We start from the raw sequence: 25,599 nt of genomic DNA, 5'->3' as shown, positions 1-25,599 counted from the left end.
TGCTGGATGATAATCGCGAGCGTCATCGCCGGTGTCAACCGGCAAAATCACCGCCCGGGTTGCGACCTAGACTTTCGTTGTAAGTGCCTTGTGCGCCCGGTCCTTGGCGCCGAATTCGACCGACAGGCGGTCGGCGGCGGCCTGCACGATTTGTGCGCCGGCATGCAGCGCCTGGTTGGACAGGCGCCAGATCGGCCCGGAAATGCCGAGCGCACCGATCACCTGCCCGGTGAAATCGGTCACGGGCACAGCGACGCAGCGCACTTCCGGATTGAACTCGCCGTCGTCGAAGGCGACGCCGGTGCGTTGCACCTCGGCAATCTCGCGCATCAGTGCGCCGACATCGCTGATGGATTTTGGCGTCGACGGTTTCAGTTCGACGCGATCGATGAAACGCTTGAGCTGCTCGGGGCGGAGAGACGCCAGAATGATCTTGCCGAGCGCCGTGCAATGGGCGGGCCGCACCACGCCGACACGATCGGTGAGCTGGAACGCGCCGGGGCCGCTCGTGCGCGCGATGACGACCACCGCGTCGCCCATTCGCACGGCAAAATGCCCGCTTTCGCCGGTCTGGCGCGATAGCTCCTCCAGCACGGGCGTCGCGACATTGACCATCTCGATCTCGTCGAGCGCGCTTGCGGCGAGCGCAAACAAGGGGCGACCGATGCGGTAGCGCTTGTTATCCTTCTCCTGGCGGAGGTAGCCGAGCGAGACCAGCGTCTTGGCGAGATGAAACGTGGTGGAGTTATGCAGGCCGACCAGCTTGCTCAGCTCGGCGAGGCCAATGCCTTCACGATGGCGCGCCACCTCTTCGAGGATCGAGAAGGCACGTCCGAGCGACTGGACCCCGCCGCCGCGCTGCTTGTCGTCGGCCTCGTCGTCGCCATCAGGCTTGGGAGCGGGGACCAGTTTGGCAATCGCGGCCTTGCGCGGGCTTGCAGGCTTCTCGCCGGTCGTTGGCTTGGTACGCGATCTCAAGGACTGGGCTCCCTCGGGTGAATCGTTTCGGCTCTGCGTCAGCGACAGTAGCACGCAACGGGCGCGGCCGTCGGCGCGGAGCTCGACGTTCCTTCGCCGCGAAGCCTATCACAATATAAATTGACGTACAGCATTATGAGAAATAGGCTGCGCGCGGCCCTGTGATGACCGGCCGCGTTCTCCGCATCGGTACAGAAGACGTCGACGGGCCGAGAGGGAGACCGGTTGATGTCGCGAAACATGCTCAATGGCGCCCAGGTCATTGTCGATTATCTGATCCAGGAGAAAGTGCCGCAGGTGTTCGGGCTCTGCGGCCACGGCAACATCCAGTTCATCGACGCGCTGTACGAGCGTTCGTCCGACATCAAGACGATCTCCGTGCATCACGAGAGCGTCGCCGGCTTCATGGCCGACGTCTATTACCGCGTCTCCGGCCGGCCGACCGCGACCTTCACCTCCTGCGGGCCGGGCTCGGCGAATCTGCCGATCTCGCTTGCGAACGCCTTTCTCGATTCCGTGCCGTTCATGGCGATCACCGGCAATGTGCCGACCAGCCAGTTCAATCGCGGCGCGTTCCAGGAGATGTACCGGCACTATCAGGCCGACTTCCCTTCCACAGTGCGCACGATGTGCAAGAAGGTGTTCCAGCCGACCCGTGGCGAGATGGTGCCGCTCGCGGTGCGGCAGGCCTGGAAGACCATGATTACGGGGAGGCCGGGGCCTGTCGTGATCGACGTTCCCTTCGATGTGTTCATGGAATCAGCAGCCGAAGAGGCGCCAAAAGCGATCGAGTGGAGTGCCAACATCTCCAGCCGCTGCGGCGCCGATCCTGATGGTGTCGAGAGGGCTGTCGACATGCTGCTCGCGGCCGAGCGGCCGGTGATACTGGTCGGGCAGGGTGTGCGCTATGGCGGAGCGGCGGAGGAGCTGCGCAAGCTCGCCGAGCGGCTTCAGATCCCCGTGGCGGCATCCGCGAGCGGCCTCGGCGCGCTCGATGTCAATCATCCGCTGGCGCTCGGCCTCGTCGCGCGCGCCGGGCATTACCAGGCCAATCACGCCGCACGCCAGGCCGACGTGCTGCTCGCGCTCGGCGTCCGCTTCGACGACCGCACATCGAGCTCGTGGATTCCCGGCTATTCCTTCACGATCCCGCCGACGCGATTGATCCACGTCGACATCGACCCTGAAGAGATCGGCCGCAACTACCCTGTCGCGCTCGGATTGATGGCCGACGTCCGTACCTTCCTGCGGCAGGTTCATGCCGAGCTCGATCGCCGCGACAATCTCTCCAAGAAGGCTGATGCCCGCCAGAAATGGCTGGCGCAGATCGACGGCTATCGCAAGGAGTGGGACAAGTTCGTCGCGCCCGGCTTTTCCGACGATACCGTGCCGATCAACCCGCAGCGCGCGGCCGCCGAGATCGACAAGGCGTTGCCGGAGGACGCGATCCTCGTCTCCGACATCGGCGTGCATCACAATTGGCTGCTCGGCTTCTGCAAGCCGAAGCGACCGGACTCGCTGATTGGGTCGATGGGCTTTGGCCCGATGGGCTTTGGCGTTGCCGGCGTGATGGGCGCGAAGTTTGCGGCGCCAGATCGCCCCTGCGTGTCGGTCTGCGGCGACGGCGCCTTCTTCATGCATGCCAACGTGCTCGGGACGGCGGTCGAATACAATCTGCCGGTGGTCTGGGTCGTCTGGAACAATTACGCCTATGCCTCGATCCGCGGACTGCAGCGCGGCTATCTCGGCGGGCGCGAGCTTGCCACCGACTTCAAGCATCCGGAAACGGGCGAGCGCTACAATCCGGATTTCGCGGCGATGGCGCGCTCATGCGGTGTGGAGGGCGTGCGGGTCGATCGCGCCGGCGATATCGGAGAAGCGATACGCAAGGGCATTGCGGCCAATAGGCCCTATCTGATCGACGTCGACATCGCCGCCGACGTCAACCCGGCCGGTGCCGGCGTCTGGGAATTGCCGGGTCTTGGCCAGAGCAAGGCCGGCATCGGCACGCGGTTCCAGCCGGGCTGATCGCGGCCTGCAAATCACCAGATAAGAAAAATAGGGAGATGGGAATGACGCTCGCAGGCAAGAAGGTCGTCGTGATTGGCGGCTCCTCAGGCATCGGCCTCGCTACGGCGGAACTCGCGAAGAACCAAGGTGCTGATGTCGTCATCGCGTCGCGCAGCGCATCGAAGCTAGATCCGATCGCTGAGCGGCTGAAAGTGATGGCGATTCCAACCGACGTCACCAACGATCAGAGCGTGGCCGGGCTGTTCAAGCGCACCGGCCCTGTCGATCACGTCGTGCTGACGGCCGCGCAGCTTCGCACCGGGCCGTTCAGGACGGTCGCGATGGAAGACGTGCGGGCCACGATGGAAGGGAAATTCTGGGGCGCATGGCGCGTCGCGCGCGAGGCCGAGATTCGGCCCGGCGGCTCGCTGACGCTGGTCACCGGTTTCCTCAGCGTCCGGCCACGGCCGAATTCGGCGATCATTAGTGCTGCCAATGGCGCGCTGGAGTCGCTCGCCCGCGCGCTGGCGCTCGAGCTTGCGCCGGTGCGTGTGAATGCGGTGTCGCCTGGCGTGATCGATACGCCGATCCGGGCTGCGATGCCGGAGGCAGCGCGGAAGGAGATGCTGGCCAAGACGGCGGCCGCACTGCCAGTCGGGCGCGTCGGTATGGCCGAGGACATCGCCCAGCAGATCGGAAGCTTCATGAGCAACGGATTTGCAACGGGCTCGATCGTCTATGTCGACGGCGGCGCGCTGGTGAATTAAGGAGCAGGAGCATGGCCGAGGAAAGCAATGGCGCCTTCATCCGCAACATTGCGGAAGTGCCCTGGCGCGAGTTTCCCAACCATTTCGGCGGCGCGCTGTCGAAGCCGCTGGTGATGCCGGAGAACGCGCGCTCACGCCACATCGATTACCGCATCTCGATGTACCAGCCGATGGCCTATGTGGCGCGGCATCATCACAAGGTGCAGGAGCAAGTCTATCACGTGCTCGACGGCGAAGGGTTGATGGAGATCGCGGGAAAGAACCATGTCGTGCGCAAGCACGACGTGATCTTTCTGCCGCCCGGTGTCGAACACGCGATCTCGAACTCGGGGTTGACCGATCTCGTTTTTTTGGTGGTGACGTCGCCAGTCACCGACGACGAGAAGCCGGTCTGACCGATTAGCGCTCGCTCGATGCGAGGCGGACGGCGCGGACCCTCGCTGCTTTCGCGCGTGCTGAGATCATGCTGCGCGCCTTGCCATGGGCCGCGCCGTTCTTGCGGAGCAGGGCGACGAGTCGCTTGCGGGCGCGGTTTGCTGCGAGCCGCACTGCCAGCTGCTCGGCCTTGCGAATGATGGTCGCGGTTGATGGCGTCAGGTTTGCCGGCACCCAGGCGACGTCCTTGGTCTTGGACAGGCTGGCGACGCCTTCGCAAGGCGCCTCGCGGGGCAGGTCGATCCGGATCGCGAGAGCTTCCGTGCGCTCGATCCAATCTTCGGCCTTGGTACCGGTGATGATGCGGACGTAGTCGCGCGTCTCGCGCGGCAACTCGCTCTCCTTGGCGAGCCATTTCTGGATGCGGCCGGGGCCAGCATTGTAGGCGGCTGCGGCCAGGCCAAGATTACCGAAATCGTCGCGGAGCTTGCGCAGGAACTTTGCCGATGCCGGCAGCGCCTTCATGGGATCGAAGGGATCATCGAGCCCGACTTCGGCGGCCGTCTCCGGCATGAATTGCGCAACGCCCTGGGCGCCGGCTTGGCTGACCTCGTTGGACCTGAAGCGGCTCTCTTGCCAGAGCAGGCGAGCGAAGAACGGCACGGGAATGCCGCTCTCCTCGGCCGCTTCCTTCAGTGCACGGCAAAACTGCTCGGTCGGAGACGCCGGAGTCTGCACGGCCGTTTCGACCGAAGGCGTCGGCTCGATCGTCTGTTCGTAGGACGCGCGCGCATTGGCAAGCTCGATGGCCTGCACGCTTGTCAGGAACAGTTCGACAAGGGGGACCAGGGAGGGCGCGCGATCAGCCTTGCGAGCTGTGTCGTCGAAGCTTGACGCTTGCCAGGTTGGCGGCGAACTGACGTCGCACATCAGAATCAGGAACGCAGCGCAAGCGGCGACAAGAAATCGCATCTCGGTTCAGAGTCCTCGAACTGTGGGGGAACGACCAGCGGTGTGCCGGTGACAAGGACTTCTTAACCGTAATTGCGGCGAAGCTGCGATTCCGCGCTACGGCAGGTGTTAGTACGGTGTTCCCGCGCCAAGAACGCGACTCTTGTCCCGCGGTTCTACGGGAACCGAGGGGAAATCAGGACCTCAAACGGTATTGCGGGAGGCCTTCGGCGTTTACGCCTTGGGAAAATCCTGGCGCATCGCGATCTCGGCGGCATCACCGGGCGACAGCACGGTCTGGTCGAAGGCTGCTTGCGGCGGCGTCATGATGTCGTAGAGCGAGATGCCGCCCTTGATGGGCTTGCCCATGAGCTCGCGGACGCAGTCGGCGAGTGTACCGTTGTAGACGAGATAGGGCGGACCACGGTCCTTCTGGCGCTCGCCCTTCAGCGACGGCCATTTCTTCAGCTCGGCCGGCGCATCGTAAGCGATCGGCGATCCCTCTTTGAACATAGGCATGGCCTCGGGCGGCTTGGACTATCGACGAATCCTAGAGCCGCCCGGTAAACGCGCGTTAAAGAATTGGCTCAAATCAGCCGGCAATGAAGGCGAGCAGGGTGCCGTTGGCCTTGGCCGGAGGCACGACGATCGCCGCTCCGCTGCGGACGCCTGCCGGTCCGAGGGACTTCTCGGTCGCCGCGAGATCGCCGCTGACGAGCACCAGCGCCGCGCCGCCGCGCTCGGAGAGACCGGCCAGCGGTACGCCGGGATAGCGCTTGCCGAGCTGGTCCAGCGTCAGATAGACGAAATCGGCACGGTCGCCGCCCGAGGTCACCGTCACCGCGCCATCGGCCTCCGCCTTCGGCTCGCGATCGATCAACTGGGCCAGATGCGCCGAGTCCTTCGCCGGCTCGGGCGTCGCGATCAGCACCTCGCTGATCTGCTTCGCGGCGTTGGCGTGCCTCATCAGTTCGGGGATCCACACCGTCTCGCGGGTCTTGTGCTGGCAGGCAAAGATGCGCACGCCGCCGGGCGTCTCCGCCGTCGGCCACATGAAGGTGCGAAACTTGGCGGCCGAGACCGTGCCGTCAGGCAGCGTCACAGGCCGCTCGAAGTCGGTCGGGCCGATCGGCGTGAAGCCGCGCGCGCGGATTTCCTCGGCGCCGGCGGCGGAATCGATCGCCGTGAAGGCGATGCGCTCGATGCCCTCGCCGTGCCGTTCGACGAAGGCGCGCGCCGGCGCGTTGTGCTCGGTCGGCACCAGCACTCCGAGCAGCTCCATATAGTCAGGATCGAACATGATGGTGTAGTTGCCGGTGCCCATATGCGCGCTGTGGGTGCCGCGCGGCGACAGGGTGAAGCCCAGCTTTCGGTAATTTTCGGCGGCACTGTCGAGGTCTTTCACCATGACCACGGCGTGGTCGATTCCGATGATGTTCTTGAGGGCCACTGTGATTTCCCCGGCAAGGATTACAAACTGACTTGAGACCACCATGGCGGCCGTTTGCCCTGTCTACGCCGGATGGGCGCACAAGTCATTTTCAAATCGGCGGGGGATCAGGAATTTCATTCCGCGAAATGCGGTATCGACACGTGATGGCCTCAGCGATCCTGCTCGCCGATATAGGCGGCGAGGATGGCGCGCTCTTCGCTGGTCATTTCGGTGATATTACCCGGCGGCATCGCGGTCGACCACGCAGCGACGCGGCCGATCAGGCGGATGTTCCGATGGATGTGCTCGGGCGCATCGAGCAAGATCCCCTTCGGTGCAGTGACGATGCCGGCCCAGACCGGCTCGGCCGCATGGCACATGCTGCAGCGGGACATCACGATCTCCTCGACATTGGCGACCGTGGGCTGCGCTGACAGCGAGCCCGCCTTGACCTCGCGAGGCCCGGCCGCGGACAGGAAGAGGATCGCGATCGCGCCCACGGCTGCGACGCCCCACACCCACCACGGTGATTTGCGCCCGGCATGACCTTCGTTGAAGAAGTGACGGATCACCGGCCCCAGCGCCAGCACGATCGCGACGATGATCCAGTTGAAGCGCGTGGCGTAGAGCAGGGGATAGTGGTTGCTGATCATCAGCACGACGACGGGCAGCGTCAGATAATTGTTGTGGACCGAGCGCTCCTTGCTGGTCTTGCCCAGCTTCGGGTCGGGCGCCTGTCCGGCGATCAACGCCGCGACGATCTTCTTCTGGTTCGGAATGATCACCGCGAAGACGTTGGCGACCATGATGGTGCCGATCAGCGCGCCGATTTGGTTGAAAGCCCCGCGTCCGCTCAGCACGTGGGTGAACGCGTAAGTCAGCGCGACCAGGAATAGATAACCGCCGATCGCAAACGGCAGCTCTCGCTGCGCGAGCCCGGTGCGACAGGCGGCCTCATAGAGCAACCAGGCCAGCGCGAGGCTGCACAAGCTGAACAGTCCGGCCTGGAATGGCGTGAGGTCGAGGGTCGACTTGTCGACCAGGAACAGATCGGCGTCGAGATAATACACCACCACCATCAGCGCGAAGCCGGACAGCCAGGTGGTATAGGCCTCCCATTTGAACCAGGTGAGTTCGTCCGGCATTTGGCCAGGGGCCACCAGATATTTCATGATCCGGTAGAAGCCGCCGCCATGAACCTGCCAGGCCTCACCCTGCACACCATCAGGCAGATCGCTCCTGGGCTTGAGGCTGAGGTCGAGGGCGATGAAATAGAACGAGCTGCCGATCCAGGCGATCGCGGCTACCACGTGCAGCCAGCGCAGCAGCAGGCTCGCCCATTCCGATATGATCGATCCCCACATGATCACCCCATCAATCGCGACGCCGATGCCGCAGCTTTGATGACCGCAGCCGCCGGTCGCGCCCTCACAATGTGTTGCACCGATCCGTGCCGTTTTCCAGTACGATGGGTCTTAGCAAATGCACATCGTGCGGGCATGAGCTGACGTGGGATTTGGCAGATGAAGTCGGGGAGGAAGGCGACGTGATATCTCGTGTTTCGCAAATCATGCTGCCTGTGTGGATGCTGCTCGCGTGCGGCGGCGCGCAAGGCGAGCCCGTGTTGCAGGGCAAGGACGCCTATGGCAGCTGGCAGGTCGACAAGCCCGGCACAGTCAGGCTGATCCGCCCGCAGGATATGGCCAAGCCCGGCGCCTCGCCCTCGGTCTCCAATCCCACGCGCGTGACGACGCGCGGCAGCGCGATGCCGCTCGTGCCCGATGGATTCAAGATCGAGCTTTTGGCCGACGGCCTCTCCGATGCGCGGGTGCTGCGCGTCGCGCCGAACGGCGACATTTTCGTTGCCGAGACGGGACCCGGACGCATCCGCGTGCTGCGTCTCGGGGAGAGCGGCAAGGTTGCGATCAATGAGGTCTTTGCCAGCGGGCTCACCCGCCCGTTCGGCATCGCCTTCTTCCCGAACGGCGACAATCCGCAATGGGTCTATGTCGCCAACACCGGCAATGTCGTCCGCTTTCCCTATCACGCGGGCGACCTGAAGGCGTCGGGCAGGGCTGACGTCGTGGTGACGAACCTCGCGCAAGGGTCGGGCCATTCCACGCGCGACATTGTGTTCACGCCCGACGGCAAGCGCATGCTGGTGTCGGTCGGCTCCGCCAGCAATGTCGCCGAGGGCATGGGGAGTCCACCTGGCGGGCTCGAGGCCTGGTCGCGCACGCAAGCGGTCGGCGCGTCCTGGGGCTATGAGGCAGAGCGCGCCGCGGTACTCTCCTTCACCCCCGAGGGCAAGGACCGCAGGCTCTATGCGACCGGCATCCGCAACTGCGTCGGCCTCGCGATCCAGCCGCAAACCGGGCTTCCGTGGTGCTCGACCAACGAGCGCGACGGGCTCGGCGATGATCTCGTGCCCGACTACGTCACCAGCGTGAAGGAGGGCGCCTTCTACGGCTGGCCGTGGTTCTACATCGGCAACAACGAAGACCCGCGTCATGCCGGCGCGCGGCCGGACCTCAAGGACAAGGTGACGGTGCCTGACGTCCTGGTGCAGCCGCATTCCGCCTCCCTCGGCATGACGTTCTACCAGGGCACGCAGTTTCCATCCGAATACAAGGGCGATGCCTTCGCCGCCGAGCACGGCTCCTGGAACCGCTCGAAGCGCACCGGCTACAAGGTGATCCGCATCAGGATGAGGGACGGCAAGCCGACTGGCGAGTACGAGGATTTTGTCACGGGCTTTGTCGTGAACGACGGCCAGGTATGGGGACGGCCGGTCGGCATTGCAGTGGCGAAGGATGGCGCACTGCTGATTTCAGAGGATACTGGCGGCACGATCTGGCGGGTGACGCACTAGCGAGCGGCCGTGGCGGTGCACCCTCGCCCCTTGCAGGGCCCTGCAGGGGGAGAAGGGAAGAGGCATCGGGTTCGGCTCGCTTTACCCCCGCCGCACGCTCGCTCCGCCATCCACCGGCAGGGTCACGCCCGTAATGAAATTCGCTTCATCCGACGCCAGGAACAGCGCGGCATTCGCGACGTCCCATCCGGTGCCCATCTTCTTGCGCAGCGGCACCTTGCTGTCGCGTTCGGCTTCGACCTCGGCGCGGGTCTTGTGCCATTCGCGGGCGCGGGTGTCGACGGCCATCGGCGTATTCATCAGGCCGGGTAGGATGACGTTGGCGCGGATGCCGTATTCGGCGTTCTGGTAGGCCAACTGCTCGGTGAAGGCGATCATCGCCGACTTCGTCGCCTTGTAGGCGACGTAAGGATAAGTCGTGATCGCGGCCATCGAGGAGATGTTGATGATGGCGCCGCTCTTCTGCGCACGCATGATCGGGATCACCTCCTTAGCTGCGAGAATGCAGCTTTTCAGGTTGATCGCGACGACGCGGTCGAAGGCCTCTTCGGTGATCGCCAGAAGCTCGGCATCGCCTCCGGCGAGACTCACGCCGACATTGTTGTGCAGCACGTCGATGCGGCCCCAGCGCGATTTGGCGTCGGCAACCATCGCCTTGATGTCGGCGGACTTGGTCACGTCGGCCTTGAAGGCCGCGGCGATGCCTTGCTGCGCCGCGATCAGATCGACGGTCTCCTGCGCCGACTCCAGATGATGGTCGACGCACAGCACCTTGGCACCTTCGCGCGCAAAGATGAGCGCGGTGGCGCGGCCGTTGCCCATGCCTTCGCCGGGGCTCTGGCCGGCGCCGACCACGATCGCAATCTTGTCCTTCAAGCGCATGTCAGTTCACTCCCGGGATCGGGTACTGCTGGAGTACCTCTTTGTAAGTGGGCTCGTTGTCGATTTTCATGGTCGCGAGCACGCGTACCACGCCGCAATAGAAGGCGATGGTGAGGACGAGGTCGGTCATGTGCTCATCGGACAAATGGTGCTTGATCTCGGCGAAGGTCGCACCCGACATCGCTAGCTCCCGCACCATCTCGCGGGCGCCTTTCAGGATCGCCCTGGCGAGCGGCTCCAGCTTCGACGGCTTGCCCTCGGTCTCTGCCATCAGGCCCGCGATGTCCTCGTCGGTGACCCCGAACTCCTTGCCGATCTTGACGTGATGGGTGAATTCATACTCCGATTTCTCCATCCAGCCGACCTGGAGGATGGCGAGCTCGCGCAGGCGCGGATCGAGCTTGCTCTTGAAGCGGATGTAGCTGCCGATGCCGTTGAAGGCGCGCGCCATCTCCGGCGAGTTGACCAGCAGCTTGTGCAGATTGGTGTTGCGCTTGAGCATGTCGCGATATTCGGGCGCGACCTGATCGGCCTCGAGGTAGGGCAGGCGGGCCATGGATGTGTTTCCCCTAGTGCTCTTGTGACTCGCGTTCGGGAGCTTGTAGCGTTACGCCGCCGTCGACCACCAGCACCTGGCCTGTGATGTAGCGTGCAAAATTGCTCAGCAGAAACTTGACGGCGTGGCCTACGTCCCAGCCGGTGCCTTCGGTCTTTAGCACGGCGCGCCTTGGCGCGCTGGGCGCGGGCCTGCTCGCTCATGCCGCGGGCATAGACCATCGGCGTGTACATCGGTCCCGGGCAGATGCAGTTGACACGGATATTGTCGCGGCCGTGGTCGACCGCCATCGCGCGGGTGAGCCCGATGATCGCGGCTTTCGAGGTCGTGTAGGTCGTGAGCCCGCGCGGGCGCAGCGCCGAGATCGAGGAGATGTTGACGATCGCGCCGCCCCTGGCCGTCCTGATCATCGCGGGGATCGCGTGCTTGGAGAGCAGGAACATGGTCTCGACATTGACCTGCATGACGCGGCGATATTGCTCGGGCGTCTCCTCGACGACGCTGCCGCGACTGCCGATGCCGACATTGTTGTCGAGGAAATCGAGCCGGCCCCATCGGTCGAGCGCGGCCTCGACCAGCATCTTGCAGTCGGCTTCGCTGGTGACGTCGCCGCCGTGGGCCGCGGCCGTACCGCCTTCGGCCGCGATCATCTCGACAGTACGCTCGGCGAGCTTGAGATCGCGATCGGCGACCAGCACTTTCGTGCCGGAGCGGGCGAGCAGAATTGCTGCAGCGCGGCCGTTGCCGATGCCGTCGCCTGCGGCGCCGCCGCCGCTGATCAACGCCACCTTGCCGGCGAGGCCGGCATCGTCCTCAGGACCCTGCATGTCGTTCCATCCCGGATATTTTCGTGCAAGTTAGCAATGCCGTGTCGAGGTGAGAAGGCCGGCGGTCCCGCGCCGATGTCATTGACATCGCACGGAATTGCATGCCGCCGGACGAGATTGCGAACGCACCGGCGCGCGCCTGGAGGAACCGACTTCACGCGATCGCGTTTTCTGCGGAGCCTTTCCCGCGTTAGGCTCCGTCCCGGGGACTCCCAACCGCCAGTGGCTTGCCGATGAATCTGCTTGATCCACAAGGGCCCGTGGCTGCGGCCAACAGCACCATTTTGGTCGATTCCGTCTTCATCATGCTCGCGATCGTGGTGCCGACCATCTTCGCGATTTTGGCTTTTGCATTCTGGTTTCGGGCGTCGAACACCAAAGCACGCTATCAGCCTGACTTCGTCTATTCCGGCCGCGTCGAGATGGTGGTGTGGGCGATCCCTGCGCTCACCGTCATCCTGCTTGGCGGCGTCGCCTGGATCGGCTCGCACCAGCTCGATCCCGCGGCGCCGGTGCCGGGCACAGGCAGCCCGGTGCGTATCCAGGCCGTCTCGCTCGACTGGAAGTGGCTCTTCATCTATCCGGACCAGCGCATCGCCACCGTCAATACGCTGACGGTGCCGGCGGGTGCCGAGCTGAATTTCCAGCTGACGTCGTCGAGCGTGATGAACACGTTCTTCATCCCGCAGCTCGGCAGCATGATCTACACCATGAACGGAATGGTGACGAGGCTGAACCTGCGCGCCGACAATGAGGGCAAGCTCAAGGGCTTGTCGGCGCATTTCTCCGGCGATGGCTTTCCGGACATGATGTTCGACGTCAATGTGATCTCGCCGCTGTCATTTCCGGATTGGGTCGCGACCACGGCGAAGACTGACGCCGTGCTGAACGAGGACAGCTACAAGAAGCTGATGCAGCAGGGCGTCGAGAAGGGCAGGCCGACCTATCGGCTGGACGACCCGCGCCTGTTCGACCTGATTGCCACCCAGCACATTCCGCCGGGGCCGGGACCGGAGCTCGTCTCCGATGCCGGCCGTCCTCACAGTGGGGGCGTTGATGCTCGGTAAGCTCGACTGGTCGGCCATTCCTTTCGATCAACCCATTCCGCTTATCGCGGGTGCGATCGTACTGGTTGCGGTTTTGGCGGTGCTGATCTGGGTCGTCGTGAAGGGCCATCTGCCTTACCTCTGGCACGAATGGATCACGAGCGTCGATCACAAGCGGATCGGTGTCATGTACATCCTGCTGGCGTCGGTGATGCTGCTGCGTGGCGGCAGCGACGCCATCATGATGCGGATCCAGCAGGCGATTGCGTACCAGTCGCAGGGCTATCTGCCGCCGGAGCATTATAACCAGATCTTCTCTGCGCACGGCACGATCATGATCTTCTTCGTGGCGATGCCGTTCGTGATCGGGCTGATGAACCTCGTCGTGCCGTTGCAGCTCGGCGTGCGCGACGTCGCATTCCCGACGCTGAACTCGGTCGGCTTCTGGCTCACGGCGACCGGCGCGCTGCTGGTCAATCTCTCGCTCGTGGTCGGCGAGTTCGCCCGTACTGGCTGGCTCGCCTTTCCGCCGCTGTCGGAGCTGTCCTATTCGCCCGGCGTCGGCGTCGACTATTACGCCTGGTCGCTCCAGATCTCTGGCGTCGGCACGCTGGTCGCGGGGATCAATCTTGTGACCACGGTGCTGAAGCTGCGGACCAAGGGCATGAACTATCTGCGCATGCCGATGTTCTGCTGGACCACGCTGGCTTCCAACCTGCTGATCGTCGCAGCCTTCCCAATCCTTACCGCCACTCTCGCGATGCTGCTGCTCGACCGCTACCTCGGCTTTCATTTCTTCACCAACGAGGCTGGCGGCAACGTCATGATGTTCATGAATCTGATCTGGGCCTGGGGGCATCCCGAGGTCTACATCCTGGTGCTGCCCGCCTTCGGCATCTTCTCAGAGGTCGTCTCGACCTTCTCCGGCAAGGCGCTGTTCGGCTACCGCTCCATGGTGCTCGCCACCATGGCGATCTGCGTCATCTCCTTCATGGTCTGGTTGCACCACTTCTTCACGATGGGGGCTGGTCCTGATGTCAACGCCATCTTCGGCATCGCCAGCATGATCATCGCGGTGCCGACGGGGGTGAAGATCTACAACTGGCTGTTCACGATGTATGGCGGCCGCATCCGCTTCGCGCCGCCGATGCTGTGGGCCGTCGGCTTCATGGTCACCTTCATCATCGGAGGCTTGACCGGCGTGCTGGTCGCGGTGCCGCCCGCGGATTTCATGCTCCACAACAGCATGTTCCTGGTCGCGCACTTCCACAACGTCATCATCGGCGGCGTGCTGTTCGGCGCCTTCGCCGGTTTCGAGTACTGGTTTCCGAAGGCGTTCGGCTTCCGTCTCGACGAGCGGTGGGGCAAGCTGGCCTTCTGGTTCACCTTCTCAGGCTTCTACATCACTTTCGTCCCGCTCTATGTCGCCGGCATGCTCGGGATGACGCGGCGCATGCAGCACTATGACGTCGCGGAGTGGCGACCCTGGATGATCGTGGCGGCGATTGGCATGGCGGTGCTGTCAGTCGGCGTCATCTGCCAGATCATGCAGCTCGTGGTCAGCATCCGCAATCGCGAGGCGCTGCGCGACCGGACCGGCGATCCCTGGGATGGACGCTCACTGGAATGGGCGACCTCGTCGCCACCGCCGGTGTTCAATTTCGCCTTCCATCCTGATGTGCGCGGCGAAGATGCTTATTGGGACATGAAGATCCATGCCCGGCAGCAATCGCTCGAGCACGAGACGCCCGAGTATCAAGATATCGAGATGCCCAGAAACTCGCCGACAGGATTCGTCTGCGCGTTCTTCGCGACCATCATGGGCTTCGCACTGATCTGGCACATCTGGTGGATGGTGATTTTGGGCGGCATCGGCGCGTTCGCGACCTTCGTCGTGTTCGCCTGGCGCGACCATGACGAGTACGTCATCCCGGCCGCTGAGGTCGCCGCGATCGACCGTGTCAACCTCGAGGAGCGGCGCAGCCTCGTCAGCATGGCGGGGGCAATCTGATGGCGATGACCGCGACCGTCGGCCACGCGCATGCCGATCCCCATCACATTGGCCTTGTCGTCGAGCATCCCGGGCCCGCGCCGAAGCGGATCGTCACCGCCTACGGCTTTTGGGTGTTCCTGCTCTCCGACATCGTGATGTTCTCCTGCTTCTTTGCGGCCTATGCGGTGCTGGCCGGCCAGACCGCGGACGGCCCCAAGGGCTCGGAGATTTTTGAGCAGCGTAACGTCGCGATCGAGACGGTCTGCCTGCTGCTGTCGAGCTTCACCTGCGGCATGGCCAGTATCGCGGCCGACGTCCGCAACCGGTTCTGGTTCTACCTCGGCATGGGCGTAACGTGCGCGCTCGGGCTGATCTTCCTCGCCATCGAGTTCAAGGAATTCGCCGACCTCGTCGCCCGCGGCTATGGTCCGTCGCGCAGCGCGTTCCTGACCGCGTTTTTCTCGCTGGTCGGATGCCACGGCTTGCACGTGTCAGCCGGCGTGCTCTGGCTGCTCACCATGATGGCCCAGGTCTTCGCAAAGGGCTTTCGCGCCGACGTCCTACGCCGGATGATGTGCTTTGCACTGTTCTGGCACGCGCTCGACATCATCTGGGTCGGGGTGTTTTCCGTCGTCTATCTGCTTGGAGGTGGCGCATGACCGATCAGACGCACATCGAACATGATCTCGCGCCGGGCGAAGAAGAGCAACACAGCGTCGGCGAGCGTGTCCTCGGCTATGTCGTTGGCCTTGGCCTGGCGCTGCTGCTCACTGCGACCTCGTTCTTCATCGCAGGCACCAATCTGGTCTGGCAGCCGTCGATTCCCGTCGCGCTGATCGTGCTGGCGATCGCGCAGATGGGCGTGCATCTGGTGTTCTTCCTGCACATCACCACGGGACCTGACAACACCAACAACGTACTGGCACTGGCCTTTGGTTTGCTGGTCGTCTTCCTGGTCGTCGGCGGCACCGTCTGGATCATGGCGCACCTCAACCAGAACATGCCGCCGATGGATCAGTTCATCCGGATGCACAGCTAGATCTGCACAAAAAAGAAGAGCCGCTTGCGTGTGACAAGCGGCCCAAGTCTAGGGAGGAAACGCCCGAGCAAAGCAATCGGCCGAAGCCGGATTGCCGCCAAGGAAACGCACGCGCAAAGCGCTTGCGTACACATATAGGTGCAGCAACTTCCGTTTCAGTTCAATTCCGGATCAATACTGTCTTGGCCTACCACTCACGGCTGCGTGAACTAATTGTTCACTTTGGCCGGCGGCAATTATAGGCCTTGCGGAAGCCCGAGGCCTGCGCGTCGTCTTCGGTGCAGAACCAGCGGTCGGGCTTGGTGGTCGCGGCGTAGCTCGGACACCCCCGCAGATGATAGATGCCGATATTGCCGGTGACGTGGGCGCGCACCGCGAGCTTGCCCTTGATGACGCAACTCGGCGGTGCCGTCAGCTCCTCCGGAAACAGCACCGCGCGAATCTCCTTGTCGCGGTCGGCGCGGCAGGCTGCGCCGAGCAGGGCGCCGTCCTTCTTGCCGGTCCGGAATTCTTGCGGTGCAACAAAGCAACCTCTCCAGATTCCGGCCGACGCCGATTTGGCCTCGGCGGCGGCCGGCTTGACGTTGGCCTTGAGGGGCTCGCGCGCGATGCCAAAGCCCAGCCTGACCAGTTGCTCGTTCAACGAGACCTTGTCGCCCTCGACCGTGCAGATCGCGCGGTGGCGCTTGCCAAAGCTCTTCTCCGGGCCGACGTCGTCACAGCGAACCGGCTTTCCGTCGATCAGCTTGGTAAGCTGGTCGCGGGCCTCGATGCCGCAGGTCCAGGGATCGGCGTGGTCGTCGATGCAGACCTGGTCGAGTTCGGGCGCGTCGACGCCGTCGAGCCGATAGGTGACGTCGCCAAGCTGGATCGAATTGGCATCCCGAACCGTCGCAGCTGCGGTCAGCGCGGCGGCGGGGCTGGCGGCCCCCAGAATTGCGGACAGAGCGAGAAACAAAACGAGCGCGAAGGCGCGGGCGGCGGCAAATGAATTCTCGAGGGACATAATTTCTCGCTATCGATTGCTCTTGCCCCTCGTTCCTAGCATCCGGCAGTCGCCAGACCAATGGTCTGCGCTGTGCGAAGTGCGACATTCGCCCGCCGGCCTTTACTCGCCGTGCGGTCTGCCCCTATCGTTCCGCGGCCTTGTGAGCCGCGATGGCCGAATCGCACGGGAAGTGGCGAGGGCGGGAGGAAGAAGTTTTGATGAAAGATCCCGTGGACGTCCTGATCATCGGCGCCGGCGCTTCGGGCGCAGCGGTGGCGTGGTCGCTGGCCGAGACCAAGATGCACATCCTCTGCCTGGAGCAGGGCGGCTGGATGAACCCCGCAGAATACCCGAGCACGGGCCGCGACTGGGAGGCCAAGTTCTACGGCGAGTGGTCGTCGAGCCCGAACGTCCGCGGTCGGCCCGAGGATTATCCGATCAATGACGACAATTCCCCGATCAAGGTCGTGAACTATAATGCGGTCGGCGGCTCGACGGTAATGTACACCGCACACTGGCCGCGGCTGCATCCCTCCGATTTCAAGGTGAAGACTCTCGACGGCGTCGCAGACGACTGGCCGATCGACTACGACACTCTGACGCCGTTCTTCGAGGAGAACGACCGCATGATGGGCACCTCCGGCCTGTCAGGCGATCCGCTGTCGCCGCTGACGCATCCGCCGATGCCGCAACAACCGATGGGACTGTCCGGCGCCATCATCGGCAAGGCCATGAACAAGCTGGGCTGGCACTGGTGGCCGTCGGACACGACGGTCGCGACGATGGATTACGAAGGGCGCGCGCGCTGCATCAATCTCGGCCATTGCACGCCCGCCTGCGCGCAAGGCGCAAAGTCCTCGACCGACATCACCTATTGGCCGCACGCGGTTCGCGCCGGCGTCGAGCTGCGTACCCATTGCCGGGTGCGCGAGATCACCACCGACGAGCACGGCATGGCCACAGGCGTCGTCTACTACGACAAGGACGGCGTCGAGCAGTTCCAGCCGGCACATGTCGTGATCATCGCCTGCAACGGCGTCGGCACGCCCCGCCTGCTGCTGAATTCGAAATCTGACCGCTTCCCGAACGGCCTTGCCAATTCATCCGGCCTCGTCGGCAAGAACTTGATGTTCCACCCCTATGCGCAGATCTACGGCTACGTGAAGGAGCCGACCGACTCGAACCGCGCACCGCCGACCTGCCTGTGGAGCAAGGAGTGGTACGACACGGACCTCTCGCGCGGCTTCGTGCGCGGCTATGGCGTCCAGTTCGTCCGCGGCGCCGGGCCGGTATTCGAGGCCGTCGTCAGCGAGCAGAAGGGCATTCTGCCGTGGGGCGAGGATCATCACCGCGTCTTCCGCAAGCTCAACGGCCATCGGCTGGGCTTCTCTGCGATCTGCGAGGATCTGCCGGAGGAACACAACCAGGTCACGCTCGATCCCGTGCTGAAGGACAGCCACGGCATTCCGGCGCCGAAGATCGATTATACGATCAGCGAGAACAGCCAGAGGATGATGGACCACGCGCTAGCCCGCGGCCGGGAGATTCTCGAGACCGCGGGAGCGACCGACATCTGCATCAACTCGCCGATCCCGTGGGGCGGCTGGCATCTGCTCGGCACGGCGCGGATGGGCACCGATCCCAAGAAGTCCGTCGTCAACGAATGGGGCCGCACGCATGACGTGAAGAACCTCTTCATCGTCGATGGCAGCATCTTCGTCACGTCGGGCGGGGTGAACCCGACCTCCACTATCCAGGCTCTCGCGCTCTACATCGCCGACCAGATGAAGCAGCGCCTCGCCAATTTGTTCGACTGAGGCCTGTCATGTCTGCAGATACTCAACTTACGCGTACCCAGTGCGACGACCTCCGCACCGTCGCCGGGATGATCGTGCCCGCCAGCGACGAATACAAGGTGCCCGGTGCCGACGATGCCGCGATCCAGGCTGATATCCTGGCGACGCTGGGCCGCGACACCAAATTGGTGACGGCCGCGCTGGACCATCTGGCGCGGCTGGCAGGGCAGCCGCTTGCCGAACTCGATACTGCGAAACGAGATGCGGTCGCGCAAGAGTTTCGCAAGAATGGCGGCGCGGCCGCGGCAACGCTCGTTCGAGTCGTTCTCCAATGCTACTACCGCGACGACCGCGTGCTGCGCTCGCTCGGGCTCGAATTGCGTGCGCCATTTCCCAAGGGTTACGTGCTCCCGGACGGCGACTGGTCGCTGCTCGACCCGGTCAAGGCGCGGGGCGGCACGCTGCGGCGCGCGCCCTAGCCAGCTGGTTAGTCAAGCACTGGCAGTCCAGCCTTGCGCTCCGGACAGGCATCTTGCGCCTGACGGAACAGGCCACCATCTGTGTGAGCCTCAAGGACTTTTGCCATGCTGGATTTCACTTCAGATATCGTCGATGACGCCGCGTCATCGCGAGCGACAGAACCTGCCCCGGTCGATGACCGGGTCTTGCTGGACGCCTATTCCAATGCGGTGATCGACGTGACCGACCGTGTCGGTCCCGCGGTCGTGCGCGTCGAGACCGGGCCAAAGGTGCCGAATGGCCGCGGGCGGGGCGGGCTCGGCTCCGGCATTGTGATCTCGCCGGATGGCCTCGTCCTCACCAACAGCCACGTCGTCGGCTCCTCCAAGGAGATCCGGCTGCGCGACGTCGAGGGCCATGTCGGCGACGCCCGGGTGCTCGGGGTCGACCCGGATACGGACCTTGCGTTATTGCGCGCCAACGGCGTGCGCGATCTGTCCTACGCTGCGCTTGGTAATTCCAAGACCCTCAAGCGCGGGCAACTCGTGATCGCGATCGGCAACCCGCTCGGTTTTGAATCGACCGTGACGGCCGGCGTCGTCTCCGCGCTGGGGCGCTCGATCCGCTCGGTGAGCGGCCGCACCATCGAGGACGTGATCCAGACCGATGCGGCGCTCAATCCCGGCAATTCCGGCGGGCCGCTGGTGTCGTCGAGTGCCGAGGTGATCGGCATCAACACCGCCATCATCAGCGGGGCGCAAGGCATCTGCTTCGCGGTAGCCAGCAACACCGCGCAATTCGTTCTGTCAGAGATCATCCGCCACGGCTACGTCCGCCGCGCCTTTATCGGCGTTGCCGGGCAGACCGCACCGGTCCCGCGGCGGCACGCGGTGCTGGCGGGGGTCGAAAACAAGATGGGCGCGCTGCTGATGCAGATCGAGCCGGACGGTCCGGCGGCGAAGGCAGGCTTGTTGCCCGGCGACGTCGTGATCAGGATGGACGGCGTCGACATCAACGGCGTGGACGATCTGATCCGTGTGCTCGACCGTGACCGGATCGGCCGGCGACTCGCCATGGACGTGCTGCGGCTCGGCCGCTTGCGGGCGATCGACATCGACCCGATCGAGCGCAAGCCGCAGCGCTAGCTGCGGGCCCCTGGGCGGGGTATGACGGTGTCATGCCTCGCCTCCGGACCCCCGCCGCATGATGTCGGCACATGAGACCTACGATGTCATTGTCATCGGCGCCGGTGCCGGTGGCATGACGGCGGCCGCTGTGGCCGCCGCCGAAGGCCTGCATGTGCTGGTGATCGAAAAGACCGCCTTCGTCGGCGGCACCACGGCATGGTCCGGGGGCATGGTCTGGATCCCCGCCAATCCCAAGATACAAGAGGCGGGGCTCTCCGACAGCATCACGGATGCCGTGCAGTATCTGTCGAGCACTGTGCCTGAACCGGCCAACGCGGGCCTGCGCGCCGCCTTCCTGGCGCGGGGGCCGGAGGCGGTCGCCTATCTCGAAGCCAATACGGAAGTTCGTCTCCAGCCGGTGAAAGTCTATCCGGACTATTATCCGGAGCGGCTGGGTGCGACGCTTGGGGGGCGCGTGCTGGAGCCGGTCGCTTTCGACGGCACGCGGCTAGGCGCGCATTTTGCGCGACTGCGTGCGCCCTTGCCGGAGTTCACGCTGTTCGGCGGGATGATGGTCAATCGTCTCGACATCCCGCATCTGCGCCGCATCGGAAAATCGCTTCGCTCGACTATGCGCGCCGCGCGTCTGGTCTCGGAATACGCATGTCAGCGGCTGCGCAGCCCGCGCGGCACGACGCTGCATCTCGGCAATGCGCTTGCCGCCCGGCTCTACGCCTCGCTGCTGGCGCGGCAAGTCGAAGTCCTCTTCAGCGCCGATGTCGAGGATTTGTCGATGCAGGGCGATCGCGTCGCGGGCGTCGTCATCCGCCACGGTTCTCGCGACCGCTCGATTGCTGCACGCCGCGGCGTGGTGCTTGCGACCGGCGGCTTCTCGCATAATGCGATTCTGCGAAAACGCTTCTTTCCGAAGGCTGCAGGTCTCGTCTCCGCCACCAACACAGCAGGTACTGGCGACGGACTTCGATTGGCGACCGCAAGCGGCGCCGCGCTCAACACAGAGGCGACGAGCCCGGCCTATTGGGTGCCGGCCTCGCTGTTCAGGCGTGCCGACGGCAACCGCGGCGTGTTTCCACATACGGTGACCGACCGTGCCAAGCCCGGGGTGATTGCCGTCAACGCGGCCGGCCGCCGCTTCGTCAACGAGGCGCTGTCCTACCACGAATTCGTGCTCGGCATGCTGCGCGACGGCAACGGCGAACCGGACCGGCCATTCTACCTGGTCTGCGACAGCCAGTTCTTGTGGAGCTACGGCCTCGGCCGCATCAAGCCGTTCACACGCAGCGTTCGTCGATTCGTGGCGAGCGGCGAACTGATCAAAGCGCCCGATATCGCGCAGCTCGCGGCGAAGATCGGCATCGCGCCGCCCGCGCTCACCGCCACGATCGCGACTTACAATGGCGATGCGAAGGAAGGCCGCGATCCCGAATTCGGCCGTGGCAGCACCATCTACCAGCGCCATCTCGGTGATATCAGCCACAAGCCCAACCCATGCGTCGCGCCTATCCTCCGTGCGCCGTTCTTCGCGATGCGCATCCATCCCGCCGATCTCGGCACGGCGATCGGTACGAAGGTCGATGCGCAGGCGCGCGTGCTGCGCGAGGACGGCACCCCGATCGTGGGGCTCTATGCCTGCGGCAACGACATGGGCTCGATCATGAACGGGAATTATCCCGGGCCGGGCATCACGCTGGGGCCGGCGCTGACGTTCGGCTATATTGCGGGAAGGCACCTGGCGGACGGGGCTGCGATGGCGACGACGCCGTGGTTGCAGGGACGCCTGCCTAGTCTCTAGCCCACCGCTGTCCGGGCGATGACACCGAGTGTATGGTGCCGATCTCTTTTACTCCGCAGCAGCCGCGAACCGGCTGTTCTCCAGCTCAGCCTCCAGCCGGGCCTTCTCCGCGATCGCCAGCTTCACGTTGGCCTCCTTCACGTGTCCGAATCCGCGGATGCTCTCGGGCACACGGGCCAGACGCGCCAGCAGTGGGATCTGCTCCGCCTTGAGCCCGGCCATTCGCCGATCGATCATATCAAGATAATCCTCAACCAGCTTCCGCTCGGTCCTCCGCTCCTCGGTGCGGCCAAACGGATCGAACGCGCTGCCACGCAAAAACTTCAGCTTGGCCAGCACGCGGAAGGCGTGGATCATCCAGCCGCCGAACTCCTGCTTCTGAAGCCGTCCCGTCGTCTTGTCGCGCTTTGCGAAGATCGGCGGGGCCAGATGGTACTTCAGTCTGAAGTCCCCATCGAACTTCTCCGACACCTTCTTGGCAAAGCTGCCGTCGGTGTACAGCCGCGCGACCTCGTACTCGTCCTTGTAGGACATCAGCTTGAATAGGTTTTTTGCGACTGCCTCGGTCAGCTCTGTCGAGGCGGGCGAGGCAATCGTTTCCGCCTTGCGCACTTTGGCGATGGTCGCGAGATAGCGGTCCGCGTAGGCCTTGTCCTGATAGCCGCTCAGGAACTCTGCGCGGGTCGCGATGATGTCGTCGAGCGACTTCGTCGGTGCGGAAGCCCGGCTCTTGAACTGGAGCACGCTGCGCACCCGTGACATGTCGTGGGCGGCGAGGCGGCCCCAGGTGAAGGCGAGCTTGTTCATCTCGATCGCGGCGCCGTTGATCTCGATGGCGCGGAGCAGGGCCTCCAGCGACAGCGGAATGGCGCCCTTCTGGAAGGCGAAACCGAGCATGAAGGGGTTGGTCGCGATGCTGTCGCCCATCAGCGCAGCGGCGATGCCGGTGGCGTCGATGATGTCGAGGTTCTTGTCTCCGACGGCGTTCCGCAGCACGGTCTGCATCGTGCCCATCTCGAAGTCGATATCGGGATTCTGCACGAAGCTCGCGGTTGGCTGCAAATCGGCGTTGATATAGGCCCTGGTCACGCCGCGCTCGGCGCGGCTGAGCGCAGTGGGTCCGGCCGAGACGATCATGTCGCAGCCGAGGATGACGTCGGCGCCGCCCGTGGTGATGCGGACCGCCGAGATGTCCTCCGGCTTCGGAGCGATGCGCACATGGCTCATCACCGCGCCGTTCTTCTGCGACAGGCCGGTGAAATCCAATGCCGAGCAGCCGCGGCCATCGACATGGGCAGCCATGCCGAGCAGGGCGCCGATGGTGATGACGCCGGTGCCCCCGATCCCGGTGACCAGGATGTTGTAGGGGCCATCCAGCTCACGCGGGGGCGGCAGCGGCAGATCGGCGAACAGCTGGCCGGAATCGACTCCCGAGGTCTTCACCCGCTTCAGCGTACCGCCATGCACGGTCACAAAGCTCGGGCAAAAGCCCTCGACGCAGGAAAAGTCCTTGTTGCAGTTCGATTGATCGATCTGGCGCTTGCGGCCGAACTCGGTCTCCAGCGGCTGCACCGAGACGCAGTTGGAGGCCTGCGAGCAATCGCCGCAGCCTTCGCAGACGAGCTCGTTGATGAAGGCGCGCTTGGCGGGATCGGGATAGAGCCCGCGCTTGCGGCGGCGCCGCTTTTCGGCGGCGCAGGTCTGGTCGTAGATCACGACCGTCAGGCCCTCGATGTCGCGCAGCTCGCGCTGCACGGCGTCGAGCTCGCGTCGGTGATGGATGGTCGCGCCCTGCGGGAAGTAATTGCTTTCGGGGTATTTGGTGGGATCGTCGGAGACGATCGCAAGGCGCTTGACGCCCTCGGCCCAGACCTGATGCGCGATCTGCGCAACATTGAAGGCGCCTTCGGCCGGCTGGCCGCCGGTCATCGCGACGGCGTCGTTGTAGAGGATCTTGTAGGTGATGTTGATGCCGGCGGCCGAGGCGGCGCGGAGCGCCAGCAAACCCGAGTGTGTATAGGTGCCATCGCCGAGATTCTGAAAGATGTGCTTCTCGGTGGTGAAGGGAGACTGTCCGATCCAGTTCACGCCTTCGGCGCCCATATGCGAGATCAGATCGGTACGGCGGGTCGGCATGCTCAGGGCCATGCCGTGGCAGCCGATGCCGGCCATGGCGCGGCTGCCTTCGGGCACGCGCGTCGAGGAATTGTGCGGGCAGCCCGAACAGAAGAACGGCGTACGCGCGAGCTTGATCTGCGAATTGGTCGTAACGGGATTGTCGAAGGCCTCGAGCCGCGCGAGACGCTGCTCCAGCACCGGGCTGTGATGCCCGAGCTTGCGTAAGCGCGCCACCAGCGCGCCCGCGACGATCGTGGGCGTCAGTTCTCCCTCGCTCGGCAGCAACGGCGCGCCTCTCTCGTCGCGCTTGCCTGTGATCGTCGGGCGCTTCGACGCATCGATGTTGTAGAGGATGCGCATCAGCTGGTCTTCGATGAAGCCGCGCTTCTCCTCAACGACTAGAACGTCCTGAAGGCCTTCGGCGAAGCGCTTGGCTCCGCTTTCCTCCAGCGGCCAGGTCAGCGCGACCTTGTAGATGCGCAAGCCCAGATCCTGCGCGTCCTTGTCGGTAATGCCGAGGTCGGCGAGCGCCTGGCGCAGATCGAGATAGGCCTTGCCGGTCGCGACGATGCCGAGCCGGGCTGGCTTGGAATCGAGCACGATGCGATCGAGCTGGTTGGCGCGGGCGAAGGCCTGCACCGCGGCCATCTTCGGACCGAACAGGCGCCGCTCGGCCTCCAGCGGCGGATCGGGCCAGCGGATGTTGAGGCCGCCGGGCGGCATCTCGAAATCATCGGGAAGTACGATCTTGATGCGCTCAGGATCGCTGTAGATGGACGCCGAACTCTCGACGGTCTCGCTGATCGCCTTGAATCCGACCCAGCAGCCGGAGAAGCGCGAGAGCGCAAAGCCGTAAAGGCCGAGATCAAGATAATCCTGCAGCGTCGCCGGATTGACCACCGGGATCAGCGCCGCCGCGAACACCTGCTCGCTCTGATGCGCCAGCGTCGAGGATTGGCAGCCATGGTCGTCGCCGGCGAGCGCCAGCACGCCGCCATTGAGCGAGGTGCCGGCCGCGTTGGCGTGCTTGAGGGCGTCGACAGAACGATCGACGCCGGGACCTTTGCCGTACCAGATGCCGAACACGCCATCGACCTTGGCGCCCGGAAACAGGCCGACCTGCTGGCTGCCCCAGACGGCGGTCGCCGCCAGATCCTCGTTCAGGCCGGGGACGAAGGCGATGTCGTGCTGCTGCAGGTGCGACTTCGCGCGCCACAGCGCATGGTCGTACATGCCGAGCGGGGAACCGCGATAGCCGGAGATGAAACCGCCGGTGTTGAGACCCTGGAGCCGGTCGCGTTCGCGCTGCAACATGGGCAGGCGGACCAGGGCCTGCGTACCGGACAGGAAGATCCGCTTCGATTCGAGCCGGTATTTATCGTCCAGCTCGACCTGCATCAGCGTCATTTCAGGAGTCCTTGTCGTCGCATCAGGTGGGAATTTTGCGCCGCGGAAAGAGGGGTGACTTGCGAAGCGGGTGTCGGCAGTCAAATGCATGGAGCACCGAAGTCAATATCGCTGGCCGCATCCGTGGCGGGCCTGCTAGTCATGGCTGCCTGTGGAGGAGCCC

21 protein-coding genes and 1 pseudogene are annotated in these 25,599 nt (G+C 64.3%); 12 read left to right on the top strand and 10 right to left on the bottom strand.

Annotation, left to right across the window (positions count from 1 at the left end):
• Positions 1-66: 66 nt before the first annotated feature.
• The gene (locus XH90_RS25820) at positions 67-978 is read right to left on the bottom strand and encodes an IclR family transcriptional regulator (RefSeq protein WP_194477121.1); all 912 of its coding nucleotides are present in this window, start codon (positions 976-978) and stop codon (positions 67-69) included.
• 228 nt (positions 979-1,206) lie between these two features.
• On the opposite strand from XH90_RS25820, the gene XH90_RS25815 reads away from it, so the two are divergent.
• Genes XH90_RS25815 through XH90_RS25805 form a run of 3 tightly spaced genes read left to right on the top strand, consistent with a single transcriptional unit; the run spans position 1,207 to position 4,150 of the window.
• Positions 1,207-3,006, top strand: coding sequence for a thiamine pyrophosphate-binding protein (locus tag XH90_RS25815; RefSeq protein WP_194477120.1), 1,800 nt, complete (start codon positions 1,207-1,209; stop codon positions 3,004-3,006).
• Positions 3,007-3,050: 44 nt separating this feature from the next.
• Positions 3,051-3,755: an SDR family oxidoreductase gene (locus tag XH90_RS25810; protein ID WP_210348701.1), complete on the top strand. Its 705-nt coding sequence runs from the start codon at positions 3,051-3,053 to the stop codon at positions 3,753-3,755.
• An 11-nt stretch (positions 3,756-3,766) separates the two neighbouring features.
• Positions 3,767-4,150 carry a cupin domain-containing protein gene (locus XH90_RS25805; protein WP_194477118.1) on the top strand — a complete coding sequence of 128 codons (384 nt, stop codon included), beginning with the start codon at positions 3,767-3,769 and terminating at the stop codon, positions 4,148-4,150.
• A gap of 4 nt (positions 4,151-4,154) precedes the next feature.
• Here XH90_RS25805 and XH90_RS25800 read toward each other — a convergent pair whose 3' ends face one another.
• The 4 genes from XH90_RS25800 to XH90_RS25785 all read right to left on the bottom strand — a co-directional run bounded on the left by XH90_RS25800 (position 4,155) and on the right by XH90_RS25785 (position 7,877).
• A complete protein-coding gene (locus XH90_RS25800; RefSeq protein WP_194477117.1) occupies positions 4,155-5,102 on the bottom strand; it encodes a lytic transglycosylase domain-containing protein in 948 nt (315 codons plus the stop codon).
• Between the two features lie 213 nt (positions 5,103-5,315).
• On the bottom strand, positions 5,316-5,600 hold the full coding sequence (locus tag XH90_RS25795; protein WP_246755582.1) for a hypothetical protein: 285 nt from the start codon (positions 5,598-5,600) through the stop codon (positions 5,316-5,318).
• A 73-nt stretch (positions 5,601-5,673) separates the two neighbouring features.
• Positions 5,674-6,531 (bottom strand): VOC family protein, encoded by an 858-nt coding sequence (locus tag XH90_RS25790; RefSeq protein WP_194477116.1) that lies wholly within the window; start codon positions 6,529-6,531, stop codon positions 5,674-5,676.
• A 152-nt stretch (positions 6,532-6,683) separates the two neighbouring features.
• The gene (locus XH90_RS25785; RefSeq protein ID WP_194477115.1) at positions 6,684-7,877 is read right to left on the bottom strand and encodes a urate hydroxylase PuuD; all 1,194 of its coding nucleotides are present in this window, start codon (positions 7,875-7,877) and stop codon (positions 6,684-6,686) included.
• 206 nt (positions 7,878-8,083) lie between these two features.
• Here XH90_RS25785 and XH90_RS25780 point away from each other — a divergent pair, with 206 nt between their 5' ends.
• Complete coding sequence (locus XH90_RS25780) at positions 8,084-9,385, top strand: sorbosone dehydrogenase family protein (protein WP_194482808.1); 1,302 nt, start codon at positions 8,084-8,086, stop codon at positions 9,383-9,385.
• 81 nt (positions 9,386-9,466) lie between these two features.
• On the opposite strand, the gene XH90_RS25775 is transcribed toward XH90_RS25780, so the two are convergent.
• The 3 genes and pseudogenes from XH90_RS25775 to XH90_RS25765 form a co-directional block, all read right to left on the bottom strand.
• Positions 9,467-10,267, bottom strand: a complete 801-nt coding sequence (locus XH90_RS25775; protein WP_194477114.1) for an SDR family NAD(P)-dependent oxidoreductase — start codon at positions 10,265-10,267, stop codon at positions 9,467-9,469.
• Between the two features lies 1 nt (position 10,268).
• The gene (locus tag XH90_RS25770; RefSeq protein ID WP_194477113.1) at positions 10,269-10,823 is read right to left on the bottom strand and encodes a carboxymuconolactone decarboxylase family protein; all 555 of its coding nucleotides are present in this window, start codon (positions 10,821-10,823) and stop codon (positions 10,269-10,271) included.
• Between the two features lie 13 nt (positions 10,824-10,836).
• Positions 10,837-11,650, bottom strand: a pseudogene (locus XH90_RS25765) (SDR family NAD(P)-dependent oxidoreductase).
• 260 nt (positions 11,651-11,910) lie between these two features.
• On the opposite strand from XH90_RS25765, the gene XH90_RS25760 reads away from it, so the two are divergent.
• From XH90_RS25760 to cyoD, 4 genes are read left to right on the top strand one after another with little or no spacing between them, the layout of a single operon-like run.
• The gene (locus tag XH90_RS25760; RefSeq protein ID WP_246755581.1) at positions 11,911-12,717 is read left to right on the top strand and encodes a cytochrome ubiquinol oxidase subunit II; all 807 of its coding nucleotides are present in this window, start codon (positions 11,911-11,913) and stop codon (positions 12,715-12,717) included.
• Entirely contained in the window at positions 12,707-14,707 is a 2,001-nt protein-coding gene (cyoB, locus tag XH90_RS25755) for a cytochrome o ubiquinol oxidase subunit I (RefSeq protein WP_194477111.1), read from the top strand. Before XH90_RS25760 ends, cyoB begins: the two co-directional genes overlap by 11 nt.
• Positions 14,707-15,348 carry a cytochrome (ubi)quinol oxidase subunit III gene (locus XH90_RS25750; RefSeq protein ID WP_194477110.1) on the top strand — a complete coding sequence of 214 codons (642 nt, stop codon included), beginning with the start codon at positions 14,707-14,709 and terminating at the stop codon, positions 15,346-15,348. The genes cyoB and XH90_RS25750 overlap by 1 nt, the downstream gene beginning before the upstream one ends.
• Complete coding sequence (cyoD, locus tag XH90_RS25745; RefSeq protein ID WP_194477109.1) at positions 15,345-15,728, top strand: cytochrome o ubiquinol oxidase subunit IV; 384 nt, start codon at positions 15,345-15,347, stop codon at positions 15,726-15,728. The genes XH90_RS25750 and cyoD overlap by 4 nt, the downstream gene beginning before the upstream one ends.
• Positions 15,729-15,945: 217 nt before the next feature.
• Here the strand turns inward: cyoD and XH90_RS25740 are convergent, their stop codons facing one another.
• Entirely contained in the window at positions 15,946-16,734 is a 789-nt protein-coding gene (locus XH90_RS25740; protein WP_194477108.1) for a thermonuclease family protein, read from the bottom strand.
• A 200-nt stretch (positions 16,735-16,934) separates the two neighbouring features.
• Here XH90_RS25740 and XH90_RS25735 point away from each other — a divergent pair, with 200 nt between their 5' ends.
• From XH90_RS25735 to XH90_RS25720, 4 genes are all read left to right on the top strand, one after another.
• Positions 16,935-18,533 carry a GMC family oxidoreductase gene (locus tag XH90_RS25735; RefSeq protein ID WP_194477107.1) on the top strand — a complete coding sequence of 533 codons (1,599 nt, stop codon included), beginning with the start codon at positions 16,935-16,937 and terminating at the stop codon, positions 18,531-18,533.
• Between the two features lie 8 nt (positions 18,534-18,541).
• The gene (locus XH90_RS25730; protein WP_194477106.1) at positions 18,542-18,991 is read left to right on the top strand and encodes a hypothetical protein; all 450 of its coding nucleotides are present in this window, start codon (positions 18,542-18,544) and stop codon (positions 18,989-18,991) included.
• Positions 18,992-19,096: 105 nt separating this feature from the next.
• Entirely contained in the window at positions 19,097-20,116 is a 1,020-nt protein-coding gene (locus XH90_RS25725; protein ID WP_194477105.1) for a S1C family serine protease, read from the top strand.
• A gap of 58 nt (positions 20,117-20,174) precedes the next feature.
• Complete coding sequence (locus XH90_RS25720) at positions 20,175-21,911, top strand: FAD-dependent oxidoreductase (protein ID WP_194477104.1); 1,737 nt, start codon at positions 20,175-20,177, stop codon at positions 21,909-21,911.
• Between the two features lie 48 nt (positions 21,912-21,959).
• On the opposite strand, the gene XH90_RS25715 is transcribed toward XH90_RS25720, so the two are convergent.
• Complete coding sequence (locus XH90_RS25715) at positions 21,960-25,436, bottom strand: indolepyruvate ferredoxin oxidoreductase family protein (protein WP_194477103.1); 3,477 nt, start codon at positions 25,434-25,436, stop codon at positions 21,960-21,962.
• Between the last annotated feature and the right edge of the window lie 163 nt (positions 25,437-25,599).

It is taken from the genome of Bradyrhizobium sp. CCBAU 53338 (genome assembly GCF_015291665.1).
Lineage (GTDB): Bacteria > Pseudomonadota > Alphaproteobacteria > Rhizobiales > Xanthobacteraceae > Bradyrhizobium.
Note: the sequence above shows the minus strand (reverse complement) of the source record. Positions and strands in the feature narration are given on the sequence as shown.